This is a genomic window from Streptomyces sp. BK022 (assembly GCF_004217355.1).
In the GTDB taxonomy this organism is placed as follows: domain Bacteria; phylum Actinomycetota; class Actinomycetes; order Streptomycetales; family Streptomycetaceae; genus Streptomyces; species Streptomyces griseoluteus.
Window position 1 is genome coordinate 400,331 of the sequence record NZ_SHKU01000008.1, and the last position, 20,710, is coordinate 421,040.

The following is a 20,710-nucleotide window of genomic DNA, read 5'->3' on the forward strand; positions in this document are numbered from 1 at the left end:
CATACGATAAAAGGTGCAACTGGGTGAAATTCGGCTTTTTTCCCACGGGTGGTGGAGCCGTCGGTCACCCGGCCGGGCAGAGCCCCCACGCCGGTGCGCGAGCCAGTACGCTGGCGATTCACCCGAACGGAAGTCATGAGAGGCGGTCCGGCCGATGAGCGAAGCCCCCGACCCGCAGGTCGTGGAGCTGGCGACCAAGATCTTCGACCTGGCCCGGCAGGGCCGGACCGGGGAACTGGTCGCCTACGTCGACGCGGGCGTCCCGGTCGGTCTCACCAACGACCGCGGTGACTGCCTGGTGATGCTCGCCGCGTACCACGGGCACGCCGACGCGGTCAGGGCACTGCTCCAGCGCGGCGCCGACGCCGACCGGGTCAACGACCGCGGACAGACGCCGCTCGCCGGAGCCGTGTTCAAGGGTGAGACGGCGGTCATCCAGGCGCTGCTCGACGGCGGCGCCGATCCGGCCGCGGGCACGCCCTCGGCGATCGACACCGCCCGCATGTTCGGCAAGATCGAACTCCTGGAACTGTTCGGCGCGCACTGACACTTCAAAGACCGGCCCCTTCGGGGGGCGGAGATCGACAGGGGGAGGCGGAGGGGGACCGCCGTAAATACGGTCGCGGCGGCACAAACCGCGGGTCATCATGACGACGTGATTCACGGACGTGATGGCCGGGCGGGAGATGCCGCACCACGCGGGCCGTGAAGCGGCCCGCCAGGGGCCCCGACGAGAGGCAGAGAGAAATGGGCAGCAGCAAGCAAGAGACGGCGGGCACTCCGACGTTGTGTCACGCGGCCAGGTGATGAGTGGTCCCCGGTTGCGTCGACGCTTGATGTGAGGCTGTTTCCCATGTTCGATCCGGTCATAGCGCCCAGCGGTACCCTGCTCGGCCTGCTCCAGCGGGGCCGGGGCGACGGCACCCTGCACGCGCTCACCGCCCCCCGCGCCGAGGCGCTCCAGGCCCTCGACCACTGCGTCCTCCACGACCCCCGCCACGACTGGCAGGTGGAGAACCGCTCCCTCTACTACGCCCGCCTCTATCTCGATCTCAACGGCGGCCTGGACGCCATCGAGGCCCACCTCCTCGACCCCGAGGACGCCCTCGACACCGACGAGTCCCGCACCGGGCTCGCCCTCGCCGTCCTCGGCCACCTCGCCTCCTACGGCAGGCTCGACGCGCTCGCCCTGCTGCGCCGGTACGCCGCCCACGGCGCCAACTGGGCCTGGGCGCTGGACGAGCTGGCCCTGCGTGACGACGACGCGGGCCTGCGCGCCCTCGCCGTCCCCGTGCTGGCCCGCTTCGGAACCGACCCGGCCGGCGAGGCCGAACTCGCCGCCGTCGTACGCGACGCCTTCGAGCCGCGGCCCTGGCGGCTGTGGGCCGACGACCCGCGCGAGTCCGTCTCCGCCCGTGTGCGCGCCGCCAGTGAGGCCGGCAGCTTCGACCGCTGGCAGCGGCAGCTACGGCCCACCGGACCCCGCCCCGGCTGGAGCGTGGACGCCGTCTTCGCATGGGCCCAGCAGGGCCTGGAGCGCGGGGCCGCCCTCCATGTCCCCGCCGCCCGCTGCCTGGTCGCCGTCGCCGCGCCCGAGGACCGGCCGGAGATCCTGGCCGCCGCCCGGTCCGGCACCGACGGCGCCCGCTGCACCGCGCTGCGCTATCTCGCCGACAGCGAGGCGCCCGAGACACTCGACCTGGTCGAGGCCGCCGTCGCGGACGGAGCCGGTGTCGTGGTGGACGCCGCGCTCGACGCCTTCGAGCGGATGCGGACCCCGGCCGCCGTCGACCGCGCCCGCCGCTGGGCCCAGCGGCCCGACGTGCTCGGCGCCGCCGCCGGCCGCGTGCTGGCCTGCCGGGGCGGCGCGAAGGACAGCGACCTCGTCCTCGGCGCCCTGCGCGAGGCCGTACGGGGCGAAGGCCCCGACGCGCCGACCCTGTGGACCCTGGTGGACGGCGCCGGACGCCTGGGCATCGCCTGCGCGGCGCCCGTACTGCGCCACATCTACCGGGAGACGGCCTCCTCCCATCTGCGCGGCCGCGCGGCCCGGGCCCTCGCGGCCACCGACCCCTCCTTCGCCGCCGGGTTCGCGGTCGAGTGCCTGTGGGACTGCGAGGAGACCACCCGCGAACTGGCCGCCCGCCACGCCGAGACCGGCGACGCCCGCGTCGTCGAACGCCTGCGCCGCCTGGCCGCCGACCCCGCCGAGGAGGACGAGGTCCAGACGGCGGTCCGCAGCCGCTTCGAACAGGACCCGCAGACGCTGTGAGCCGACGGGGCCCGCCCGATCAAGGGCGGCCCCGTCAGCGGCGTACGCGTACGAAGCGCAGGGGCGTGCCCGGCCTCGCCTGGGCCGCGCCCGGCAGGTCCGCCGGGTGGACCACCGCCGGGACGGGGTAGCCGCCCGTCGTGGGATGGTCGGCCAGGAAGACCAGGGGCAGACCGTCCGGCGGGACCTGGACCGCCCCCAGCACCATGGCCTCGCTGGGCAGTTCGTCCGAGCGGGCGCGCTCCAGCGCGGGCCCCTCCGTGCGCAGCCCGATGCGGTTGCCGGCCGGGGAGACGCGGTACATACGGGTCGTCAGGTCTTCGAGGGCCCTCGGGGTGAACCAGTCCTCGCGCGGCCCCAGCGTCACCCGGAGCACCAGCTCGGCCGGCGGCGCCGGCTGCGGGGCGGTGTCCAGGCGGGCCGGCGCGGCCGTCGGCGGGCCCAGCGGGAGCACCGTGCCGTCGGCGAGCGGTGGTGGGCCCAGGCCCGACAGCAGGTCCGTGGCCCGGCTGCCGAGCACCGGCTCCACCGCGACCCCGCCCGCGACCGCCACGTAGGACCGCACCCCCGCCACCGCGGCCCCCACCTCCAGCACCTCGCCGGAGGGCACCCGGACCGGTGCGCCCCAGGGCGCCGGGCGGCCGCCCACCCGCACCGGGCAGGGCGCCCCGCCCACCGCGACGGTGACCGCCGAACGGGCCCGCAGGGCACAGCCGTCGAGCGTCGTCTCCAGTACCGCGGCGTCCGGGGAGTTGCCGACCAGCCGGTTGACGAGCGCGGCGGCGGGCGGGTCGAGGGCGCCGGAGCGGGGGACGCCCAGGTGGGCGTGGCCGGGCCGCCCCCGGTCCTGCACCGTCGTCAGCGCGCCCGCCCGCACCACCACCAGCGCACGGTCCGTCACGCCGCCCCCACCGGGACGAAGCGCACCCGCGTGCCCGGTGCCAGCAGGGCGGCCGGTTCCCGCGCGGTGTCCCACAGCACGGCGTCCGTACGGCCGATCAACTGCCAGCCGCCCGGCGACGCACGCGGGTAGACCCCGGTGTAGGGGCCGGCCAGCGCGACCGACCCGGCCGGGACCGCCGTACGCGGGGTGGCCCTGCGCGGGACCTTCCGGTGCTCCGGCAGGCCGGTGAGGTAGCCGAAGCCGGGGGCGAAGCCGCAGAAGGCCACCGTGAACCCGGTGCCCGCGTGGATCTCGGCGACCTCGCGCGTGGACACGCCCCAGTGGGATGCGACCTCGGCGAGGTCCGGTCCGTCGTAGCGGACCGGGAGTTCGATCGGCGCGGAGGCGGCCTCGGGGGCGGACGGCGGCCCGGCGGCGGTCAGTTCGGCGGCCCGGCGTACCGGGTCGTCCACGCCGTCCAGCAGCACCGTACGGGCCGCCGGGACGATCTCGCGGGCGGACAGCGAGCCCGCCGCGCGCCGCCGCAGCAACTCCGCGTGCAGGGCGCGCGCCTGCTCGGCGGAGGCGACCTCCACCAGCAGGGCGTGCGCGCCCACCCGGAGCGCCCTCACGCGAACGCCTCCACCGGCACGCCCGCCGACGCCAGCCGGGTGCGGACCCGCCGGGCCAGCCCGACCGCGCCGGGGGTGTCGCCGTGCAGGCACAGAGAGCGGGCCCGTACCCGGACGCGGGCGCCGGAGAGCGCGGTCACCTCGCCGGAGCGGGCGAGTTCCAGCGAGCGGTCCACCACCGCCTCCGGGTCACTGACCACGGCGCCCTCCCGGTCGCGCGGCACCAGGGTGCCCTCGTCGGTGTAGGCGCGGTCCGCGAACGCCTCCGGGACCGCGCGGAGGCCCGCCTTCCCGGCCGCCTCCAGCAGGCGCGAGCCGGGCAGTCCCAGCACCGGCAGCCGCGCGCCGGCCAGGAGCACCCCCTCGACCACCGCGCCGGCCTGCTCTACGTCCCGTACGACGCGGTTGTAGAGCGCGCCGTGCGGCTTGACGTAGGCCACCCGGGCACCGGCGGCCCGCGCGAACACCTCCAACGCGCCGATCTGGTAAGCGACTTCGGCAGCCAGCTCGGCGGCCGGCACGTCCATCGCGCGCCGGCCGAAACCGGCGAGGTCGCGGTAGGAGACCTGGGCGCCGATCACCACCCCGCGCGCGGCGGCCAGTTCACACACCCGGCGCATGGTTGCCGCGTCCCCGGCGTGGAAGCCGCAGGCCACGTTGGCGCTGGTGACGACGGACAGCAGTCCCTCGTCGTCGGTCAGTTGCCAGCGGCCGAAGCCCTCGCCCAGGTCGGCGTTGAGATCGACCGGTCCGGTCACGGTCATCGGGTACGAACCTCCTCGGGTCACGCGGATCAGTCGACGCCGGCCACGCGGTACTGCTCGTCGCGCGCGTCGGTCAGGAACATCTGCCCCGGCGCGTGCGTGAGGGCGAACGGCGGCCGGGACGCCGTCACCGCCGCCTGCGGGGTCACCCCGCACGCCCAGAACACCGGGATGTCGTCGGGCGCCAAGTCCACCGGGTCACCGAAGTCGGGCCGCGCCAGGTCCGCTATGCCGAGGGCGGCCGGGTCGCCGCAGTGCACCGGGCCGCCGTGCACGGCCGGGAGCAGCCCGCTCTCCCGGATCGCGGCCCGCAGACGCTCCGGCGGCACCGGACGCATCGACACCACCATCGGCCCGCGCAGCCGGCCCGCGGGACGGCACCGGCGGTCGGTCACGTACATCGGCACGTTGCGGCCCTGCTCGACGTGGCGGATCGGCACGCCCGCCCCGGCCAGCGCCCACTCGAAGGTGAAGCTGCACCCCAGCAGGAACGCCACCAGGTCGTCCCGCCAGTACGCGCGCGCGTCGGACGGCTCGGCCACCAGCTCGCCGTCCCGCCACACGCGGTAGCGCGGGAGGTCGGTGCGCAGGTCGGCGCCGGGCGCGAGGTCGGTGGTGACCGCGCCCGCGTCCGTCACGTCCAGCACCGGGCAGGGGCGTGGGTTGCGCTGGCAGAACAGCAGCATGTCGTAGGCCCAGTCGGCGGGCACGGCGATCAGGTTGGCCTGCGTGTGGCCCGCGGCGACACCCGCCGTGGGACCGGTCAGGCCCGCCCGGAAGCGGGCCCGCGCGGTGCGGGGGCTCCAGTCGCGGGCGCCGGACTCGGCCAGGGCCACCGGACGGTCGCCGGTCGGGCCGGGGCGGGTCATGCCAGCTCCCGTCCGCGTGTCTCCGGCAGCCCGAACAGCGCCAGCGCCGCCAGCCCGTAGCCCGCCGCGCCGAACGCCAGGGCACCGCCGACGCCCCAGCTGTCGGCCAGGAAGCCCACCAGCGTCGGGAAGACCGCGCCCACCGCGCGCCCGGTGTTGTAGGTGAAGCCCTGTCCGGTACCGCGCACCGGTGTCGGGTACAGCTCGCTCAGATAGGAGCCGAAGCCGCTGAAGATGGCCGACATGCAGAAGCCGAGCGGAAAGCCCAGGACCAGGAGCAGGGTGCCCGCGCCGGGCGGGATGTTCGCGTAGGCCAGCACACAGACCGCCGACAGCAGGGCGAACAGCCAGATGGTGCGGCGCCGGCCCAGCCGGTCGGTGAGGAGGCCGCCGGTGAGATAGCCGAGGAAGGCCCCGGAGATCAGCAGCGCGAGATAGCCGCCGGTGCCGACCACGGAGAGGCCGCGCTCGGTCTTCAGGTACGTCGGCACCCAGGTGGCCAGGGTGTAGTAGCCGCCCTGCACGCCGGTGGAGAGCAGGCTCGCGAAGAGGGTGATACGCAGCAGCCCCGGCTCCTTCGCCGTGCCCGGCCGGAAGATGGCCGTGAACGAGCCGCGCCCCGGGCTGTGTTCCCGGGCCGCCGCGGCCTGCGGCGCGTCGTGCACCCGGCGGCGCAGCCACACCACCAGCAGGGCCGGGAGCGCGCCGGTCCAGAACAGCACCCGCCAGGCCAGGTCCTCGCCGACGAAGGAGAACACCAGCGTGTAGACGATCGCGGCCAGACCCCAGCCGACCGCCCAGGAACTCTGCACCACGCCGAGGGTGCGCCCCCGGTGCCGCGCGCTCGCGTACTCGGCGACCAGGATGGCCCCGACCGCCCACTCACCGCCGAAACCGAGGCCCTGCAGGGCGCGGAAGAGGAGCAGCGTCTCGTAGGTGGGGGCGAAGCCGCAGGCGACCGTGAACACCGCGTAGGTGACGACGGTGATCATCAGGGCCCGCACGCGGCCGACCCGGTCCGCGACCATGCCCGCCAGGGCCCCGCCGACGGCGGACACCACCAGCGTGACCGTGGTGAACAGCCCGGTCTGGCCACTGTCGAGGTGGAAGTACGCGGCCAGCGCGACCATGGTCAGCGGCAGCGTGAAGTAGTCGTAGGAGTCGAGGGCATAGCCCCCGAAGGCCCCGGCGAAGGCCCGCCGGCCGCGCGGGCCGAGGGCGCGGAACCAGCCCAGGGGGCCTTCCTCGTGGGCGGTCCGGTCTGGGACGGCGGTCAGCGGGGGCGGGGGAGTCGTGCTCATGGGCGGCACCTCGCAGAAGCGTGAAGGGGGGTGCGGTTCGTTGAGCCGTGCCGAGCACCGTAGAGGATCGTTCAACGATCCTTCAATGGGTACGTTGTCTCGTCCCCCGCTCTGCGGTTGAATTCCGGGCATGGCAGAGCAGTGGGGTCAACTGGCCGACGACCGCGCCCTCCTGGGCCGTACCAGCACAGCCGAACGCGTCTCCGACATCCTCCGGAGCCGGATCGCCGAGGGCTATTTCCCGCCGGGCACCCGGCTGTCGGAGGACAGCATCGGCGGCGCCCTCGGGGTGTCCCGCAACACCCTGCGCGAGGCGTTCCGGCTGCTCACCCATGAACGGCTGCTGGTGCACGAACTCAACCGGGGCGTCTTCGTCCGGGTGCCGAGCGTCGCGGACGTGGAGGACATCTACCGCACCCGCGCTTTGGTCGAGCGCGCCGTCGTACGCGGCCTCGGCGAACCCCCCTACGCCCTCGACGAACTCGCCGGGGCGGTCGCCGAGGGCGAGTCGGCCGCTCGGGAAAGTGACTGGAAATCGCTGGGGACGGCCAACTTCCACTTCCACCGCGAACTGGTCGCCCTGGCCCGAAGCGACCGCACCGACGAGCTGATGCGCAGCGTCTTCGCCGAACTCCGGCTCGCCTTCCACCACGTGGACCACCCGCGCCGCCTCCACGAGCCCTACCTCGCCCGCAACCGCCAGATCCTCGACGCCCTGCGCGCCGGCGACCGGGCCGGAGCGGAGGAACTGCTGTCGACCTATCTCGCGGACTCCCTCGAACGAGTGCTGGAGGTCTACCGCCGCCGGGTCGACGAGCAGTGAGACGCCTTTCGGCCAGGGGCTCTCGCGCCGCTGTGACGGCCGTCGCTTCCACACCGTTTGGGTGGTTGTCGGACCGAGGACCTAATCTGTGCACCGTGACTTCGCCTGCACCGACGGACAGCGTTCCGCCCCAGCTCAGCGCGGCGCCGCGCCCCGCACCGGGCCCGGCCGCCGACGAGGGGCTGGCGCGGCGGCTGCGCGCGCTCGCCTGCACGGCCCCGCTGCACGACCTGGACGCCCGCAAGGCCAACCTGGCCGGTGAGTACTCGACGTACGGCATGGCCGAGGTGGCGCTCGCCGCCATCGACCTGGTCACGCTCAACATGGACTTCGACACCGGCGCCGACCACGAGCAGATCGTCGCCCGGCTCGTCCCGCGCATCGCCGCCCAGGCCCCTGACCGCACCACCGCCGAGCACGAGCGGGTGGCCCGCTGGGTGCTGGAGAACCTGATCAACGTCGGCAGCGCCGACCGCGGCTTCCGCGCGGTGTACGGCACCTTCGCCTCCGACGGCAGCTACGTCCGCCGCGACTACGACTTCAAGCTCGTCGAAGAGGTCCCGGGCCCCGGCGGCACGGTGTACCTGCGGACCACCGACGAAGCCGTCAACGTCCTCGTCGGCGCCCTCGACACCGATGTCACCAGCGCCCAGATCGCCGCCGAGGTCAAGCTGGAGGTGTTGATCAACCGGGGCCGGCTGGCCGACGCCCAGCTCGCCGCCGAGCAGGCCCGCTACCGCACCGTGCAGTACTCCGAGACCCTGCGCCGCGCCCTGGACGCCACCCGGCGCAACGTCCGCGCGGTCGACTGGCTCAACTCCGTGCCCGACATGATCGCCGAGGCGCTGGACCACGTGGCCGACCGCTACCGCCACGAGAACGCGATCCTCACCAACATCCGCAAGGCCCGCGACGAGACGGAGGAGCCGGAGCACAAGCGGCGCGCGGCCGAGCTGGTCGACATCGTCAAGGACTGCATCCGCCGCCACACCCAGCTCCAGTCCCGGCTGCTGGAGGCGGGACCGCTGTTCCGCGCGGAGCAGGACCGGCAGGCGTTCGCCACGCCCACGGGGACCTCCGGCATGGACCTGTACGGGCATCTGGTCGCCCCCGTCCTGCCGTTGCCGCTCCAGCAGGCGATCCGGGTCACCGACGCGTTCTTCGGCAGCGGGGTGGGATTGCGTACGCCGGTGTCGGTACGGGTGGGGGATCTGGTCGACATCCTGCTGACGCCGCCGGTCGAGCGGGAGCATCTGGGCGCGGAGATGCCCGAGCCGGATCTGATCGCCACCCCGGACGACAGCCGGTTCTCGGAGCAGCAGGTGGCTGCCGCCAGGGCTCTGCTGGATCTGCCGGCCGACGCTCCTCGGAGGTTGTCGGGGCTGCTTGCGGAGGCTCGGGCTGCCGAGGGGTTCGAGTTGGCGTATCTGGTCGCGCTGATGGCTGTTCATGCGGCCAGTCCCGCTGTGGGGACCGCCTATCGCCAGGGAGAGGCGAAGCTGTTGTTCGCCGTCGATGACGGTACGGAGTTGGATGACCCCGACTTCGGTGGGGCGGATCTGATCGTGGGGACCGCTTTGTTGGACGCGGCGGGGATGGCCAGCGATCGGGCGGTGGCCGGGTGAGTGGCTTTCCGTTCGCCGTGGCTGGTCGCGCAGTTCCCCGCGCCCCTGGGTGGGCTGTGGTTGCCCCCCGTTCCAGAGTGAAGGAGTTTGCGTCGTGACCGAGCACGTCGAGTGGAGTGACGTCGAAGCGCCGGGGGCGCCGCCGGCCGTCACCCCCGCCGACGCCGCCGACGCGGCGCGGCTGGTGGCGTTCGGGCTGCAGCCGAAGCTTCAGCCCGCGCGGGACCAGGAGTACACCGAGCTGCTGCGGCGGTACCGGGAGGACGGGGCGTTCGCGCGGCTGGCCGATGCCGTGGCGACCGGGCTGGGGCTGGTGGTGCTGGAGGTGTCGCCACGGGCCGGGATGGCCGTGACGGCCGCCGAGGACTCGGTGTTCGCGGTGCGGATGGGCGACTACGCCCGCCGTACCACCGCCGACTCCGCCGACCGGTTCCTGCACGGCCTGGCCCACCTGGCCGTGGCCGCGCTGGCCTTCCCCCGGCCCGAGGACCTGGCCGACGACTCGTACATCGGGCGCGTCACGGTCAACGGCGTCGACGCCTTCGTACGGCAGGCGTGCCGCAGGCTGGAGGAGCGGGCCGAGCAGTCCGGGGAGAACACCGACCCGGTGACCGACGCCCCCGGTCTGGAGGCCGCCTGGCGGATCTGGGCCCGGCGCAGCGCCACCGGCGCCACCAAGGACGCCCGGCGCCCGGCCGCCTCCACCACCGGCATCGTCGCCAAGGCGCTCGGCTTCCTCACCGAGTCCGGGTTCCTCCAGCGCACCGGTGACGACCACGGCGGCACCTACCGCACCACCGCTCGCTACCAGTTGCAGGTGCGGGACATGGCGGGCGGCGCGGCGCTCAGCGAACTGCTGGAGCTGGGCGTGGTGACCGAGACCGGCGGCACCGCCACCCTGCTGCCCGCCGAGGACACCGACGACCTGGACCTGGTGGCCGACGCCGGACTGCCCTTCCACTCCTGACCCGCCCGCACCTTTTCGAAGACCTCACGAGAGTCCGCCATGTACGAGCTGTCCCGCGTCCGCCTCTACTCCATCGGGCCCGCCGGCGCGCGCTACGCCGACACCGTGCTCGACCTGCGCGGCGTGGGTGCCCCCGTGCCCGACCCGGCGCCCACGCAGGCGGAGTTCTTCGAGGAGGAGCCGGTCGGCCCGCCGCGCCGCCCCGCGCCCGCCGGTGTGCTCTTCCTGGAGAACGGCGGCGGCAAGTCCGTCCTGCTCAAGCTGATCTTCTCGGTGATGCTGCCCGGCCACCGCAACACCCTGGGCGGCGCCAGCTCCGGCGTGCTGCGCAAGTTCCTGCTCGCCGACGACTGCGGGCACGTCGCGCTGGAGTGGCAGCACGTGCAGACCGGCGAGTGCGTGGTCGTCGGCAAGGTCAGCGAGTGGCGCGGCCGTCAGGTCTCGGGCGACCCGCGCAAGTTCGCCGAAGCCTGGTACTCGTTCCGGCCCGGCCCGGGTCTGAGCCTGGACAGCCTGCCGGTCGCGGAGTCCACCGCCGTACGGCCGCTGGTGGAGGGCGCCTCCGGGGCGCAGGGGCGCCGGCGCACCATGAAGGGCTTCCGGGACGCCCTCACCGAGGCGGGCAAGAACTACCCGCACCTGGAGGCGCACTGGGAGGAGATCCACGAGCGCTGGACCGAGCACCTCGGCGACCTCGGCCTGGACCCCGAACTCTTCCGTTACCAGCGGGAGATGAACGCCGACGAGGGCGAGGCGGCCGGCCTCTTCGCGGTCAAGAAGGACTCCGACTTCACCGACCTGCTGCTGCGCGCCGTCACCGACACCCGCGACACCGACGGGCTGGCCGACCTCGTCGGCGGCTTCGGCGACAAGCTGGGCCGGCGCGCCGAACTCATCGCGGAGCGGGACTTCACCGCCGGCTCGGTCGACCTGCTCGGCCGGATCGTGGAGGCGGCCGAGGCCCGCGCCCGCGCGCGCGACGTGCACACCGGTGCCGAGCGCCGCACCCGCACCCTGGCCCGCCGGCTCTCCGCGCGGGCCGTGCGCGAGCGGGTCCGCGCCACCGACCTCGCCCAGCAGGTCACGGCCGCCGCCGACACCGTGACCCACGCCGAGGGCGCCCGCGGGCGCAGCTCGCTGATCGCGGCCGAACTCGCCTACCGGCACGCCTCCTTGGCCTTTGCCGCCGCGGAGAAGGCCGCCGCCGCGCAGAAGCGCGAGCTGGCCGACGCCCGTACCCTGCACGCCGCCTGGCAGGCCGCCGAGGTCGTGCTGCGCCACCGCGCCGCCGCCGACCGGGTCGCCCGTGTCTCCGCCGCCATCCAGGAGGCCGAGCGGGACGCCGCGCCCGCGCTCGCCGCCCGCGCCAGGGCCGCCGTCGACCTCGTCCGCGCCCTGCACGCCGCCGCCGGGAACGCCGAGGCGCTCGCCAACGAGGAGGAGGAGCGCTCCGCCGCCCTCCAGGAGGTCAGCGACGCCGCGTACCGCGACTCCACCTCCGCCGCGACCGACGCCCAGCGGGCCCGCAGCGAGATCGGGCACCTGCGCCAGCGCCTCACCGAGGTCGAGCAGGAGACGGCCGAGGCGGTCCGCGCGGGCTGGCTGGACGACACCGCCCCCGACGCCGACCCCGCGCGGGCCGCACTCGCCGCGAGCGACGCCGAGAAGACGGCCGTCGCCGCCTGGGACGCGGCCCGCGAGGCGGCCCGCGCGGCCGTCGAGCACGCCCGTGAGACGGCCGCCGCCGAGGCCCGCGCCGAACTCACCGCCGCCCGCGCGGCCGACGCGGCCACCGCCGCCGAGCGCGCCCACGCGGCCGAGCGCCGGCTCGCGGAGGCCCTGGCCGCCGAGGAACGCCTCACGGAGCTGCTCGGTCTGCCCGCCGCCGGCGCCGCCCGCTCCGCCATCCCGGCCCCGCGCGACGGCTCCGACGCCCCGGAGCCCGTGCGCGACGGCGCCGACGGGGGGCCGCTCACCGCCGAGGAGCTGGACCGCTTCGCCGACGAGCTGCGCGGCCTTCTGGACGACGCGGTGTCCGCCGCCGAGCGCACCCTGTTCGAGCTGCGCACCGCCGCCGCCGACGACACCCGCATCCTCTCCGCGCTCGGCGACGGCGGCCTGCTGCCGCCCGGCCCCGACGTGCTCGCCACCGTGGAGTACCTCGGCGAGCACGGCATCCCGGCGCTGCCCGGCTGGCGCTACCTCGCCCAGGCCGTCGACCCCGCCGACCACGCGCGCGTCCTCGCCACCCGCCCCGAGCTGGTCGACGGTGTGATCATCACCGACCCGGACACCCACGCCCGCGCCCGCGAGGCCCTGGGAGAGGCGGCCCTGCTGCCCCGCTCCGCCGTCGCCGTCGGCACCGCCGCCGCCCTCCTCGCCCCGGCCCCCGCCGCCGAGGCGCGGCCCACCGACGTCTTCCTGGTGCCGCCGAACCCGGCCATGCACGACGAGCACGCCGCCGACGAGGAACGCCAGGCCCTGCGCGCGCGGGCCACCGAGCGCGACGACGAGATCCGCGCGCTCGCCGCCCGCCTCGGCAAGGACCGCGAACTCGCCGCCCGGCTCGCCTCCTGGCGCACCGGCTGCCCGGCCGGCCGGATCGTCGAACTCGCGGCCGCCGCCGAGGAGGCCCGCGCCTTCGCCGACGAGGCCGAGGCCGAACTCACCGAGGCCCGCACCGCCCGCGCGGAGGCCGAGGAGACCGCCGCCGAGGCCACCTTGCAGCGCGACGAACGCCAGCAGGCCGCCCAGCGCGCCAGCCGCGTCGCGGACGCCCTCGCCGGTCTCGCCCACCGGCTGCGCGAACGCGCCACCTGGCAGGTCAAGCTCCGCGAACTGGCCGACGACGCCGCCGAGTCCGAGGCCCGTACCCAGTCCTTCCTGGAACGCGCCCGCGCCGCCGACGAGGACCGGCGCGCCACCCAGCGCGGCGCCGACGACGCCCGCCGCACCGCCCGCGCCCTGCGCGCCGAGCGCGCCGAGATCGCGGGCGCCCCCGACGACGTGCCCGAAGCGGAGGACGGCGCCCCGAAGGCGTCCCTGCCCGCGCTGCGGGAGGCGTACCGGGCCGCGTCGCAGGTGTACGAGAAGGTCGGCGTCGGCGCCGACCTGCGCGCCGAACAGGCCCGCGCGGAGAGCGACGAGAGCGCCGCCCGCGCCGACCTGGACCGGCTCAGCAACAAGGTCCGTACCCGCGCCGAACAGCTCCTTCAGTCGCCCGACGGGTCCGACGGCCCCTCCCGGCAGGCGGCCGCAGCCCGCGCCGAGGAACTGGTGCAACTGCTGGAGACCCGCATGTCCACGGCGAGCGAACAGCTCGGCCGGCTCCGCGGCGAGGCCGAGCGGCACGCCCCCGAGGACGGCGACGCCCACACCGAGCTGCCCGAGGACCGCCGGCCGCGCGACGCCGAGCACGCGCAAGCCCTGCTGCGCACCGCCACCGCCGAACTCGCCACCCACACCGAGGCGTTGGCCGAGGCCCGCGCCGCGCACGCCGAACTCCAGCAGGCGCACCGCACCGCCGAGGACGGCGCGGGCGGCTTCGACGAGATCGCGGCGATGCTCCGCGACCTGCTGCGCGAACCGGCCGCCGAGGACGAGCGGGAGGACCCCGAGCCCTACCCCGGCACCCTGGAGGAGGCCCGGCAGTCCGCCGCCGAGGCCCGCCGCTCGCTGCGCGGCTGTGCCGCCGACCTCTCGGCCGCCGACACCGCCGTCCGCGAGGCGAGCGACATCCTGGTCCGGCACGCCAACTCCACCCGCTACGAGCAGGTCCGCACCCCGGCCCGGCAGCAGATCCGCGAACTGCCCGCCGCCGCGCTGCCCGAGCACGCCCGGAAGTGGGCCGACGCCTTCGCACCCCGGCTGCGCGTCCTCACCGACGAGCTGGCCCAGCTGGAGCGCAACCGCGACTCGATCGTGGACCGGCTCCGGGGCCTGGTGGAGTCCTCCCTCGCCACCCTCCGCTCCGCCCAGCGGCTCTCCCGGCTGCCCGAGGGGCTCGGCGAGTGGTCCGGGCAGGAGTTCCTCCGCATCCGCTTCGAGGAGCCCGACCAGGCCACCCTCACCGAGCGGCTCGGCGAGGTCGTCGACGAGGCCACCAGGGCCGCCGTGAAGAAGAACTCCGACCTGCGCCGGGACGGCATGTCCCTGCTGCTGCGCGGGGTCGCGGCCGCGCTCCAACCCAAGGGTGTCGCGGTGGAGATCCTCAAGCCGGACGCGGTCCTGCGCGCCGAGCGGGTCCCCGTCGGCCAGATGGGCGACGTGTTCTCCGGCGGCCAGTTGCTCACCGCGGCCATCGCGCTCTACTGCACGATGGCCGCCCTGCGCTCCAACGACCGGGGCCGCGACAGGCACCGGCACGCCGGAACGCTGTTCCTGGACAACCCCATCGGCCGCGCCAACGCGACCTACCTGCTGGAGCTGCAGCGCGCCGTGTCCGACGCGCTGGGCGTCCAGCTGCTGTACACCACCGGCCTGTTCGACACCACCGCGCTGGCCGAGTTCCCGCTGGTCATCCGGCTGCGCAACGACGCCGACCTCCGGGCCGGGCTGAAGTACATCAGCGTGGAGGAGCACCTCCGGCCGGGCCTGCCGCAGCAGCGCCAGGACGGGGACGGCGTACGCAGCGAGATCACCGCGACCCGGATGTACAAGCGGCCGCCGGCGGAAGTGCCCTCAGTCTGACGCGGGCGCCGGCTCGGAGGTCTCGGTGGAGACCTCCAGCCGGTGCTCCGCCAGTACCCCCGTCCGGTGCCGCTGGACGAACCAGTAGTACGCGAAGCCGCCGCCCGCGATCACCGCGACGAACAGCACGGCGCCCCACCGGAGATACCAGTGGTAGGGCGCGCTCGCGTTGTACACCGCCGGGCGTGGCCAGATCAGGTTGAGGGTCATCCCCGCGCCCCACAGCACCGCGAGCACGTTGACGGCCAGTCCCCAGCGGCCGAGCGAGAACCGCCCCTCCCCGGCCGGGGTCCACCGGCCGCGCAGCCGTGCCACGAGCATCGGCGCGGTCACGCCCAGGTAGGCCAGGTAGATCATGATGATGCCGATGCTGGTGACCACGGTGAAGATCTGCGGCTGACGGATGTTCACCACCAGGATCGCCAGCGCCAGCACCCCGATCACCACGGCCGGCACCACCGGCGTCCGGAACCGCGGACTCACCCGGGCCAGCACCGAGGACGCGGGCAGGTTGTTGTCCCGCGCCATGGCGAACGCCAGCCGGATCGCCGCCGTGTGCACGGACAGCGCGCACACCGTGACCGCGATCAGCACGCACCACAGCATCCCCTTGCCGGCTGTCGGCCCGAGCACGTCCAGCACCACGTACTGGAGCCCGTCCGTGGACAGCTTGTCGCCCTTCAGGCTGGAGACGCTCATCAGCGCGAGCAGCAGCACCAGGCCGCCCAGCACGAAGGAGGCGATGATCGCCCGCAGGATGGCGCGGGGCGCGTTGCGGGACGGGTTCAGCGACTCCTCCCCGAGCGAGGCGGCGGTGTCGAAGCCGTACATCACGTACGCCGACGCCAGCGAGGCCACGAGGAACGCGCCGAGATAACCGGCGCCGTGGCCCGCGCCGGTGCCGTTGGTCTCCAGCACGACCTGCGGGCCACGGGTGATGTGGACGGCCAGCATGACGATGAGCACCACACTGGCGACCAGCTCGACGAACACCCCCGCGGTGTTGATCCGGGCCATCAGCTTCACCCCGAAGGCGTTCACCAGCGTGGTGAACAGGATCAGCACGGAGGCCAGGACCACCGCGTTGGCCGCCACGTCGTAGGTGCCGGTGCCGTCGCCGACGAACTGGAAGGCGGACGATATCTGCGGCAGCGTGAGCTGGTAGGCGAGCGCCACCGCCGCGATCGACACGATGGACGCGATCAGCATCATCCATCCGGCGAGCCAGCCGAGGTGCGGATTGCCGAGCCGCTTGGACCAGTTGTAGACCGAGCCCGCCACCGGATGCCGGGCCGCCAGCTCCGCGAAGCACAGGGCCACCGCGAACTGGCCGACGAACACCATCGGCCACGACCACCAGTAGGCGGGACCGCCGCTGCCGTAGCCGAAGTAGAACAGCTGGAAGGTGCCGGTCAGGATCGAGATGTAGCTGATCCCGGCGGCGAAGGTGTGGAAGTTGCCCAGCGTGCGCTTCAGTTCGGGCCGGTACCCGAACTCCGCGAGTTCGCTGTCGTCGTGCCCGGGCGTATCTGACGGCGGTGCTGCCTTGGTCATCGGTGTGACTCCTGGGGGCAGAGGGAAACGGGGGTGGCCGTGTCCTACCCCGCTTCGGCCCTCACGGAGCCTGTTCGCCCGGCTTCTCCCGCAGCCATCCACGCAACGCCCCGATGTGGCGCCCGGCATCTCGTGGCGCGGTTCCCGCTCGGTGGCCGGGCGCGGCGAGCTCCGCGCCCGGCGCGCGACCCGGCCGGGCCGCGGAGAGCGCCACGACGTGAGCCCGCGCGGTTCGCCCGCGACCTCAGGGGTGGGACAGCCGCTTCGCCCCGGCCCGCCTGGCTATCCGTTCCTGGTCCCGCCGCGCGGTGCGCTCGCGGCGCCGCGCCGCCCGCCGCTCCCGGCGGAGCTGCCGCGCGGTGCTGCTGGGCTCGGAGACCACTCCGTACCGCTGGTTCCACACCTGACGGGTAACCCAGACGTCGACCACCGCCCAGGTGGCCACCACCGTGCTCGCCACGCTGCTGATCACCATCGGGAACGCCGCCCAGGACCCGGCCAGCGTGCACAGGAACGCCACCATCGCCTGGATCAGCGTCACCGCGATGATGAGCACCGCCCGCACCGCCGCCGTACGCACCGGGTCCGCCATCCGGCGCCGCTTCGCGGGCTCCTCCACCCACAGCGGCCGGTACGCGGCCTGCTGCCGTCCGGCTCTCACACCATCCGGCGTGTGCGCCGGTATCCCGCGCTCCAGACCCCTCCGGCCCGGAATCCGTGCCGGGCGCTCCGCCACGCCCACCTCGGGCGCATCGCGCCGCTCAGCCGTGCCCATCACCGTGTCACTCCCCACCGCCGGCAGACCGCTCGCCCCGGAACCCGAAGGCCCCGACTCCCCAGTGGCTGCCCGGCTTGCGCTGTTTTACGCGGCCGGGTCGAAGGACGCGGCCGATGTGGCCGGTTCCCTCCCCGTATCCCCAGGTGAACGACGAACGAGGCGTCTCGAAGATTCCCGACTTGTGAAAATTTCCAGCCAACCGGTGTCCGTACTGTTTCGGCCCGCTTCCCCTGGGCCCCTCCCGGCACGGCCGCAATCTCCCCCAATGCCCGGACAACTCGCCATCTACCGCCTGCCATAAGGAAGTTCAGTCATCAGACGCGCCTTCGAGACACCTGTGGGGCGGTAGTAGGCTCACGCCGTTCCAAGTCGGACACACGTCCCCCGGGTGATGGGGTCGAGCTGGGGGAGGCCATGCGGTTTCGCGGGAAGTCGATCCGCCGGAAGATCGTGGCGCTGCTTCTCGTGCCGCTGGTGGCCCTGACCGTGGTCTGGGCGTTCGCCACCGTGCTGACGGGAAGTGAGGTCGCCCGGTCGCTGCGCGTCTCACGCGCCGTGAAGGACATCGGCCACCCCACCGAGGACACCGTCCGCGACCTCCAGCACGAGCGCCGGCAGAGCCTCGTCTACCTCGCCGACCCGCGCGCCGCCGACGCCCTCGCCGAACTGCACCGCTCCCGCACCGCCACCGACCGCGCACTGGCCACCCTCCGCGCCAACGCCCGCAACCCCGAGACCCGCGACGCGCTGCGCGGCGAGGACGGCGAACGCCTCACCACCGCGCTCGACGCCCTCGGCGGCCTGGAGTCCCTGCGCCGCAGCGTCGAGGAACGCACCGTCACCCGCGCCGGCGCCCTCGACCTCTACAACCGCCTGGTCGACCCCTGCTACGCCCTGGTCGCCGCGGTCGACGGCGTCGACGACGTCGAGATGGACAAGCAGGCCGGGGCACTCGTCAACACCGGCCGCGCCCGCGAACTCCTCTCCCGCGAGGACGCCCTCCTCGGCTCCGCCCTGGTGGTCGGCAGCCTCTCCCGCGAGGAGGCCCGCGAGGTCTCCGACCTCGTCGCCCAGCGCACCCTCCTCTACGATGTCAGCCTCCCCCTGCTGCCCGCCCCGGAACGCGGCCGCTACGAGAGCTACTGGCGCAACGCCACCACCGCACCCCTGCGGGCGGCCGAGCGCGAGGTCATCGCCACCGGCGCCGGCATCCCGCGCGGTGTCACCACCGCGAGCTGGCACGCCGTCGCCGGAGGCGTCCTCGAAGACCTCGGCACCATGGACGACCAGGCCGGCCACCGCTTCCGCGACCGGGTACGGCCCGTCACCTACGGCGTCATCGCCCAGGCCGCCGTCGCCGGCGTCCTCGGCCTCGCGGCCCTCCTGGTCTCCCTCGTGCTGTCCGTGCGCGTCGGCCGCCGCCTCATCCGCGACCTCAAGCGGCTGCGGACGGAGGCCCACGAGGCGTCCGCCGTCCGGCTGCCCCACGTCATGCGCCGCCTCTCCGCGGGCGAACCGGTCGACGTGGAGAGCGAGGTGCCCCGGCCCGAGTACGACCAGAACGAGATCGGCGAGGTCGGCCGCGCCCTCAACACCCTCCAGCGGGCCGCCGTGGAAGCCGCCGTGAAGCAGTCCGAGCTGCGCGCCGGGGTCTCCGAGGTGTTCGTCAACCTCGCCCGCCGCAGCCAGGTGCTCCTGCACAAGCAGCTCACCCTGCTGGACACCATGGAGCGCCGCACCGAGGACACCGACGAACTCGCCGACCTCTTCCGGCTGGACCACCTCACCACCCGTATGCGCCGCCACGCCGAGGGCCTGGTGATCCTCTCCGGCGCCGCCCCCTCCCGCCAGTGGCGCCGCCCGGTACGGCTGATGGACGTCGTCCGCGCCGCCGTCGCCGAGGTGGAGGACTACGAGCGGGTGGAGGTGCGCCGGCTGCCCCGCGTCGCCGTCGTGGGCCCCGCCGTCTCCGACCTCACCCACCTCGTGGCCGAACTGCTGGAGAACGCCACGCTGTTCTCGCCCCCGCACACCCATGTGCACGTGGTGGGCGAGCGGGTCGCCAACGGCTTCGCGCTGGAGATCCACGACCGCGGTCTCGGCATGACCGCCGAGGCGCTGCTCGACGCCAATCTGCGGCTCGCGGAGACCCCTGAGTTCGAGCTGTCCGACACCGACCGGCTCGGCCTGTTCGTGGTCAGCCGCCTCGCCCGCCGCCAGCACGTACGCGTCTCCCTCCAGCCCTCTCCCTACGGCGGCACCACCGCCGTCGTCCTCATCCCCGACGCGCTGCTGACCGACGATGCCCCCGACACCAACGGCATCGGCATCCGGCTCGGCGACCTGTCCAAGGAGACCCAGCGGACCAGGGAACGCGGGACCGCCCGGCCCGTGGAACGCGACGAGCCGGCCGGCCTGGGCGCCACGGTGGACCGCCCCGCCCTCGACGCGCCCGCCGGGGAATTCCCGAGCGTGCTGGCGGACGACGACGGCGAACTCGGCGGCATCTTCCGTGCCCGCAGCCTCGCCCCCGCCGACCTCCACGACCCGGCCGCGCTCGTCCCGCCGCCCCGGCGGGAGCCGCCCAAGCTGGTCAGCTCGCACGGCGAACCCGTCACCTCACGTGCCGAACCCTTCGGCGCCGAGCCCGACGGCCCGCCCCCGCTGCCCACCCGCCGCCGGGGCGACTCCGGCAGGCGCCCCACGCCCAGGACCGCCCGGACCGCCACCGCCGAACGGCCCGAGACCCCGTCGGCGGACGCCGACGCGCCGCCCCCGGAGCTGCCGCGACGGACCCGGACCGGCCCGGACACCCCCGACCCGATCAGCGCGGCGGCCGCCCACGGGCCCGCCGCCCCCGCCGGCCCGGCGCCCGACAGCACCGCCCCGCTGCCCAGGCGCGTACGCCAGGCCAACCTGGCGCCGCAGCTCAGGCGCGAGCCCGACCGGCGCCCCGAGAACACCTTCGAGCCCGCCGTACGCGACGCCGACGAGGTCCGCTCGCGGATGGCGTCGCTCCAGCGCGGCTGGGAGCGAGGCCGCGAGGAGAACGCTGAGGGCGACCGAGCCCACAGCGGCACAGCACCAGGAACGACTGAGGGAGACGGTCGATGACCGCACCGAACGCGACCGGCCACACGGACAGCAAGAAGAAGGAGCTGAACTGGCTCCTCGACGACCTGGTCGACCGGGTCGCCAGCATCCGCAAGGCCGTCGTCCTGTCCGGCGACGGCCTTGCCATGGGCGTGTCCACCGATCTGACCAGGGAGGACAGCGAGCACCTGGCCGCCGTGGCGTCCGGCTTCCACAGCCTCGCCAAGGGCGTGGGCCGTCACTTCGAGGCGGGCAACGTCCGGCAGACCGTGGTCGAGCTGGACGACGCCTTCCTCTTCGTCACCGCGGCCGGCGACGGAAGCTGCCTCGCCGTGTTCTCCGACGCGGACTCGGACGTCGGCCAGGTCGCCTACGAGATGACGCTGCTGGTCAAGCGGGTCGGCGTCCATCTGGGCAGTGCCCCGCGCAGCGAGCCGCCCGTGGGCGGGTAGTCGGACGA

At 74.5% G+C, this 20,710-nt stretch carries 15 protein-coding genes; 8 read left to right on the top strand and 7 right to left on the bottom strand.

Annotated elements, in window-relative coordinates; genetic code table 11:
* Positions 1 to 154 precede the first annotated feature (154 nt).
* Together EV284_RS30925 and EV284_RS30935 are read left to right on the top strand one after the other, a co-directional pair.
* Positions 155 to 547, top strand: coding sequence for an ankyrin repeat domain-containing protein (locus EV284_RS30925; protein ID WP_130339985.1), 393 nt, complete (start codon positions 155 to 157; stop codon positions 545 to 547).
* Positions 548 to 853: 306 nt separating this feature from the next.
* Complete coding sequence (locus EV284_RS30935) at positions 854 to 2,272, top strand: HEAT repeat domain-containing protein (RefSeq protein ID WP_130339987.1); 1,419 nt, start codon at positions 854 to 856, stop codon at positions 2,270 to 2,272.
* Between the two features lie 34 nt (positions 2,273 to 2,306).
* Here EV284_RS30935 and EV284_RS30940 read toward each other — a convergent pair whose 3' ends face one another.
* Genes EV284_RS30940 through EV284_RS30960 form a run of 5 tightly spaced genes read right to left on the bottom strand, consistent with a single transcriptional unit; the run spans position 2,307 to position 6,721 of the window.
* Positions 2,307 to 3,173: a biotin-dependent carboxyltransferase family protein gene (locus tag EV284_RS30940; protein ID WP_130339989.1), complete on the bottom strand. Its 867-nt coding sequence runs from the start codon at positions 3,171 to 3,173 to the stop codon at positions 2,307 to 2,309.
* Complete coding sequence (gene pxpB, locus EV284_RS30945) at positions 3,170 to 3,787, bottom strand: 5-oxoprolinase subunit PxpB (protein ID WP_130339991.1); 618 nt, start codon at positions 3,785 to 3,787, stop codon at positions 3,170 to 3,172. Before pxpB ends, EV284_RS30940 begins: the two co-directional genes overlap by 4 nt.
* On the bottom strand, positions 3,784 to 4,551 hold the full coding sequence (locus EV284_RS30950) for a 5-oxoprolinase subunit PxpA (RefSeq protein WP_130339993.1): 768 nt from the start codon (positions 4,549 to 4,551) through the stop codon (positions 3,784 to 3,786). The genes pxpB and EV284_RS30950 overlap by 4 nt, the downstream gene beginning before the upstream one ends.
* A 29-nt stretch (positions 4,552 to 4,580) precedes the next feature.
* Positions 4,581 to 5,420, bottom strand: a complete 840-nt coding sequence (locus tag EV284_RS30955; RefSeq protein ID WP_130339995.1) for a putative hydro-lyase — start codon at positions 5,418 to 5,420, stop codon at positions 4,581 to 4,583.
* A complete protein-coding gene (locus tag EV284_RS30960; protein WP_130339997.1) occupies positions 5,417 to 6,721 on the bottom strand; it encodes an MFS transporter in 1,305 nt (434 codons plus the stop codon). The genes EV284_RS30955 and EV284_RS30960 overlap by 4 nt, the downstream gene beginning before the upstream one ends.
* A gap of 130 nt (positions 6,722 to 6,851) precedes the next feature.
* Between EV284_RS30960 and EV284_RS30965 the strand changes: the two genes are divergently transcribed.
* The 4 genes from EV284_RS30965 to EV284_RS30980 all read left to right on the top strand — a co-directional run bounded on the left by EV284_RS30965 (position 6,852) and on the right by EV284_RS30980 (position 14,825).
* Positions 6,852 to 7,544, top strand: coding sequence for a GntR family transcriptional regulator (locus EV284_RS30965; RefSeq protein ID WP_130339999.1), 693 nt, complete (start codon positions 6,852 to 6,854; stop codon positions 7,542 to 7,544).
* A 95-nt stretch (positions 7,545 to 7,639) separates the two neighbouring features.
* On the top strand, positions 7,640 to 9,169 hold the full coding sequence (locus EV284_RS30970) for a hypothetical protein (protein ID WP_130340001.1): 1,530 nt from the start codon (positions 7,640 to 7,642) through the stop codon (positions 9,167 to 9,169).
* A 94-nt stretch (positions 9,170 to 9,263) separates the two neighbouring features.
* Positions 9,264 to 10,136 (top strand): hypothetical protein, encoded by an 873-nt coding sequence (locus EV284_RS30975; RefSeq protein WP_130340003.1) that lies wholly within the window; start codon positions 9,264 to 9,266, stop codon positions 10,134 to 10,136.
* 39 nt (positions 10,137 to 10,175) lie between these two features.
* Positions 10,176 to 14,825, top strand: coding sequence for a hypothetical protein (locus tag EV284_RS30980; RefSeq protein WP_130340005.1), 4,650 nt, complete (start codon positions 10,176 to 10,178; stop codon positions 14,823 to 14,825).
* Here EV284_RS30980 and EV284_RS30985 read toward each other — a convergent pair.
* Both EV284_RS30985 and EV284_RS30990 read right to left on the bottom strand, forming a co-directional pair.
* A complete protein-coding gene (locus EV284_RS30985; RefSeq protein WP_130340007.1) occupies positions 14,817 to 16,379 on the bottom strand; it encodes an APC family permease in 1,563 nt (520 codons plus the stop codon). The two genes, EV284_RS30980 and EV284_RS30985, sit on opposite strands and share 9 nt — an antisense overlap.
* Positions 16,380 to 16,623: 244 nt before the next feature.
* Positions 16,624 to 17,154 carry a hypothetical protein gene (locus EV284_RS30990; RefSeq protein ID WP_130340009.1) on the bottom strand — a complete coding sequence of 177 codons (531 nt, stop codon included), beginning with the start codon at positions 17,152 to 17,154 and terminating at the stop codon, positions 16,624 to 16,626.
* Positions 17,155 to 17,571: 417 nt separating this feature from the next.
* Between EV284_RS30990 and EV284_RS30995 the strand changes: the two genes are divergently transcribed.
* Positions 17,572 to 20,271 carry a nitrate- and nitrite sensing domain-containing protein gene (locus tag EV284_RS30995; RefSeq protein WP_130340011.1) on the top strand — a complete coding sequence of 900 codons (2,700 nt, stop codon included), beginning with the start codon at positions 17,572 to 17,574 and terminating at the stop codon, positions 20,269 to 20,271.
* On the top strand, positions 20,268 to 20,702 hold the full coding sequence (locus EV284_RS31000) for a roadblock/LC7 domain-containing protein (protein WP_030810398.1): 435 nt from the start codon (positions 20,268 to 20,270) through the stop codon (positions 20,700 to 20,702). Before EV284_RS30995 ends, EV284_RS31000 begins: the two co-directional genes overlap by 4 nt.
* Positions 20,703 to 20,710 lie beyond the last annotated feature (8 nt).

What these genes read in the sequence shown, in the direction of transcription:
- EV284_RS30925 (WP_130339985.1), top strand. Translation starts at nt 155, where the DNA reads ATGAGCGAAGCCCCCGACCCGCAGGTCGTGGAGCTGGCGACCAAGATC.
- EV284_RS30935 (WP_130339987.1), top strand. Translation starts at nt 854, where the DNA reads ATGTTCGATCCGGTCATAGCGCCCAGCGGTACCCTGCTCGGCCTGCTC.
- EV284_RS30950 (WP_130339993.1), bottom strand. Translation starts at nt 4,551, where the DNA reads ATGACCGTGACCGGACCGGTCGATCTCAACGCCGACCTGGGCGAGGGC.
- EV284_RS30955 (WP_130339995.1), bottom strand. Translation starts at nt 5,420, where the DNA reads ATGACCCGCCCCGGCCCGACCGGCGACCGTCCGGTGGCCCTGGCCGAG.
- EV284_RS30960 (WP_130339997.1), bottom strand. Translation starts at nt 6,721, where the DNA reads ATGAGCACGACTCCCCCGCCCCCGCTGACCGCCGTCCCAGACCGGACC.
- EV284_RS30965 (WP_130339999.1), top strand. Translation starts at nt 6,852, where the DNA reads ATGGCAGAGCAGTGGGGTCAACTGGCCGACGACCGCGCCCTCCTGGGC.
- EV284_RS30980 (WP_130340005.1), top strand. Translation starts at nt 10,176, where the DNA reads ATGTACGAGCTGTCCCGCGTCCGCCTCTACTCCATCGGGCCCGCCGGC.
- EV284_RS30985 (WP_130340007.1), bottom strand. Translation starts at nt 16,379, where the DNA reads ATGACCAAGGCAGCACCGCCGTCAGATACGCCCGGGCACGACGACAGC.
- EV284_RS30990 (WP_130340009.1), bottom strand. Translation starts at nt 17,154, where the DNA reads ATGGGCACGGCTGAGCGGCGCGATGCGCCCGAGGTGGGCGTGGCGGAG.
- EV284_RS30995 (WP_130340011.1), top strand. Translation starts at nt 17,572, where the DNA reads ATGCGGTTTCGCGGGAAGTCGATCCGCCGGAAGATCGTGGCGCTGCTT.
- EV284_RS31000 (WP_030810398.1), top strand. Translation starts at nt 20,268, where the DNA reads ATGACCGCACCGAACGCGACCGGCCACACGGACAGCAAGAAGAAGGAG.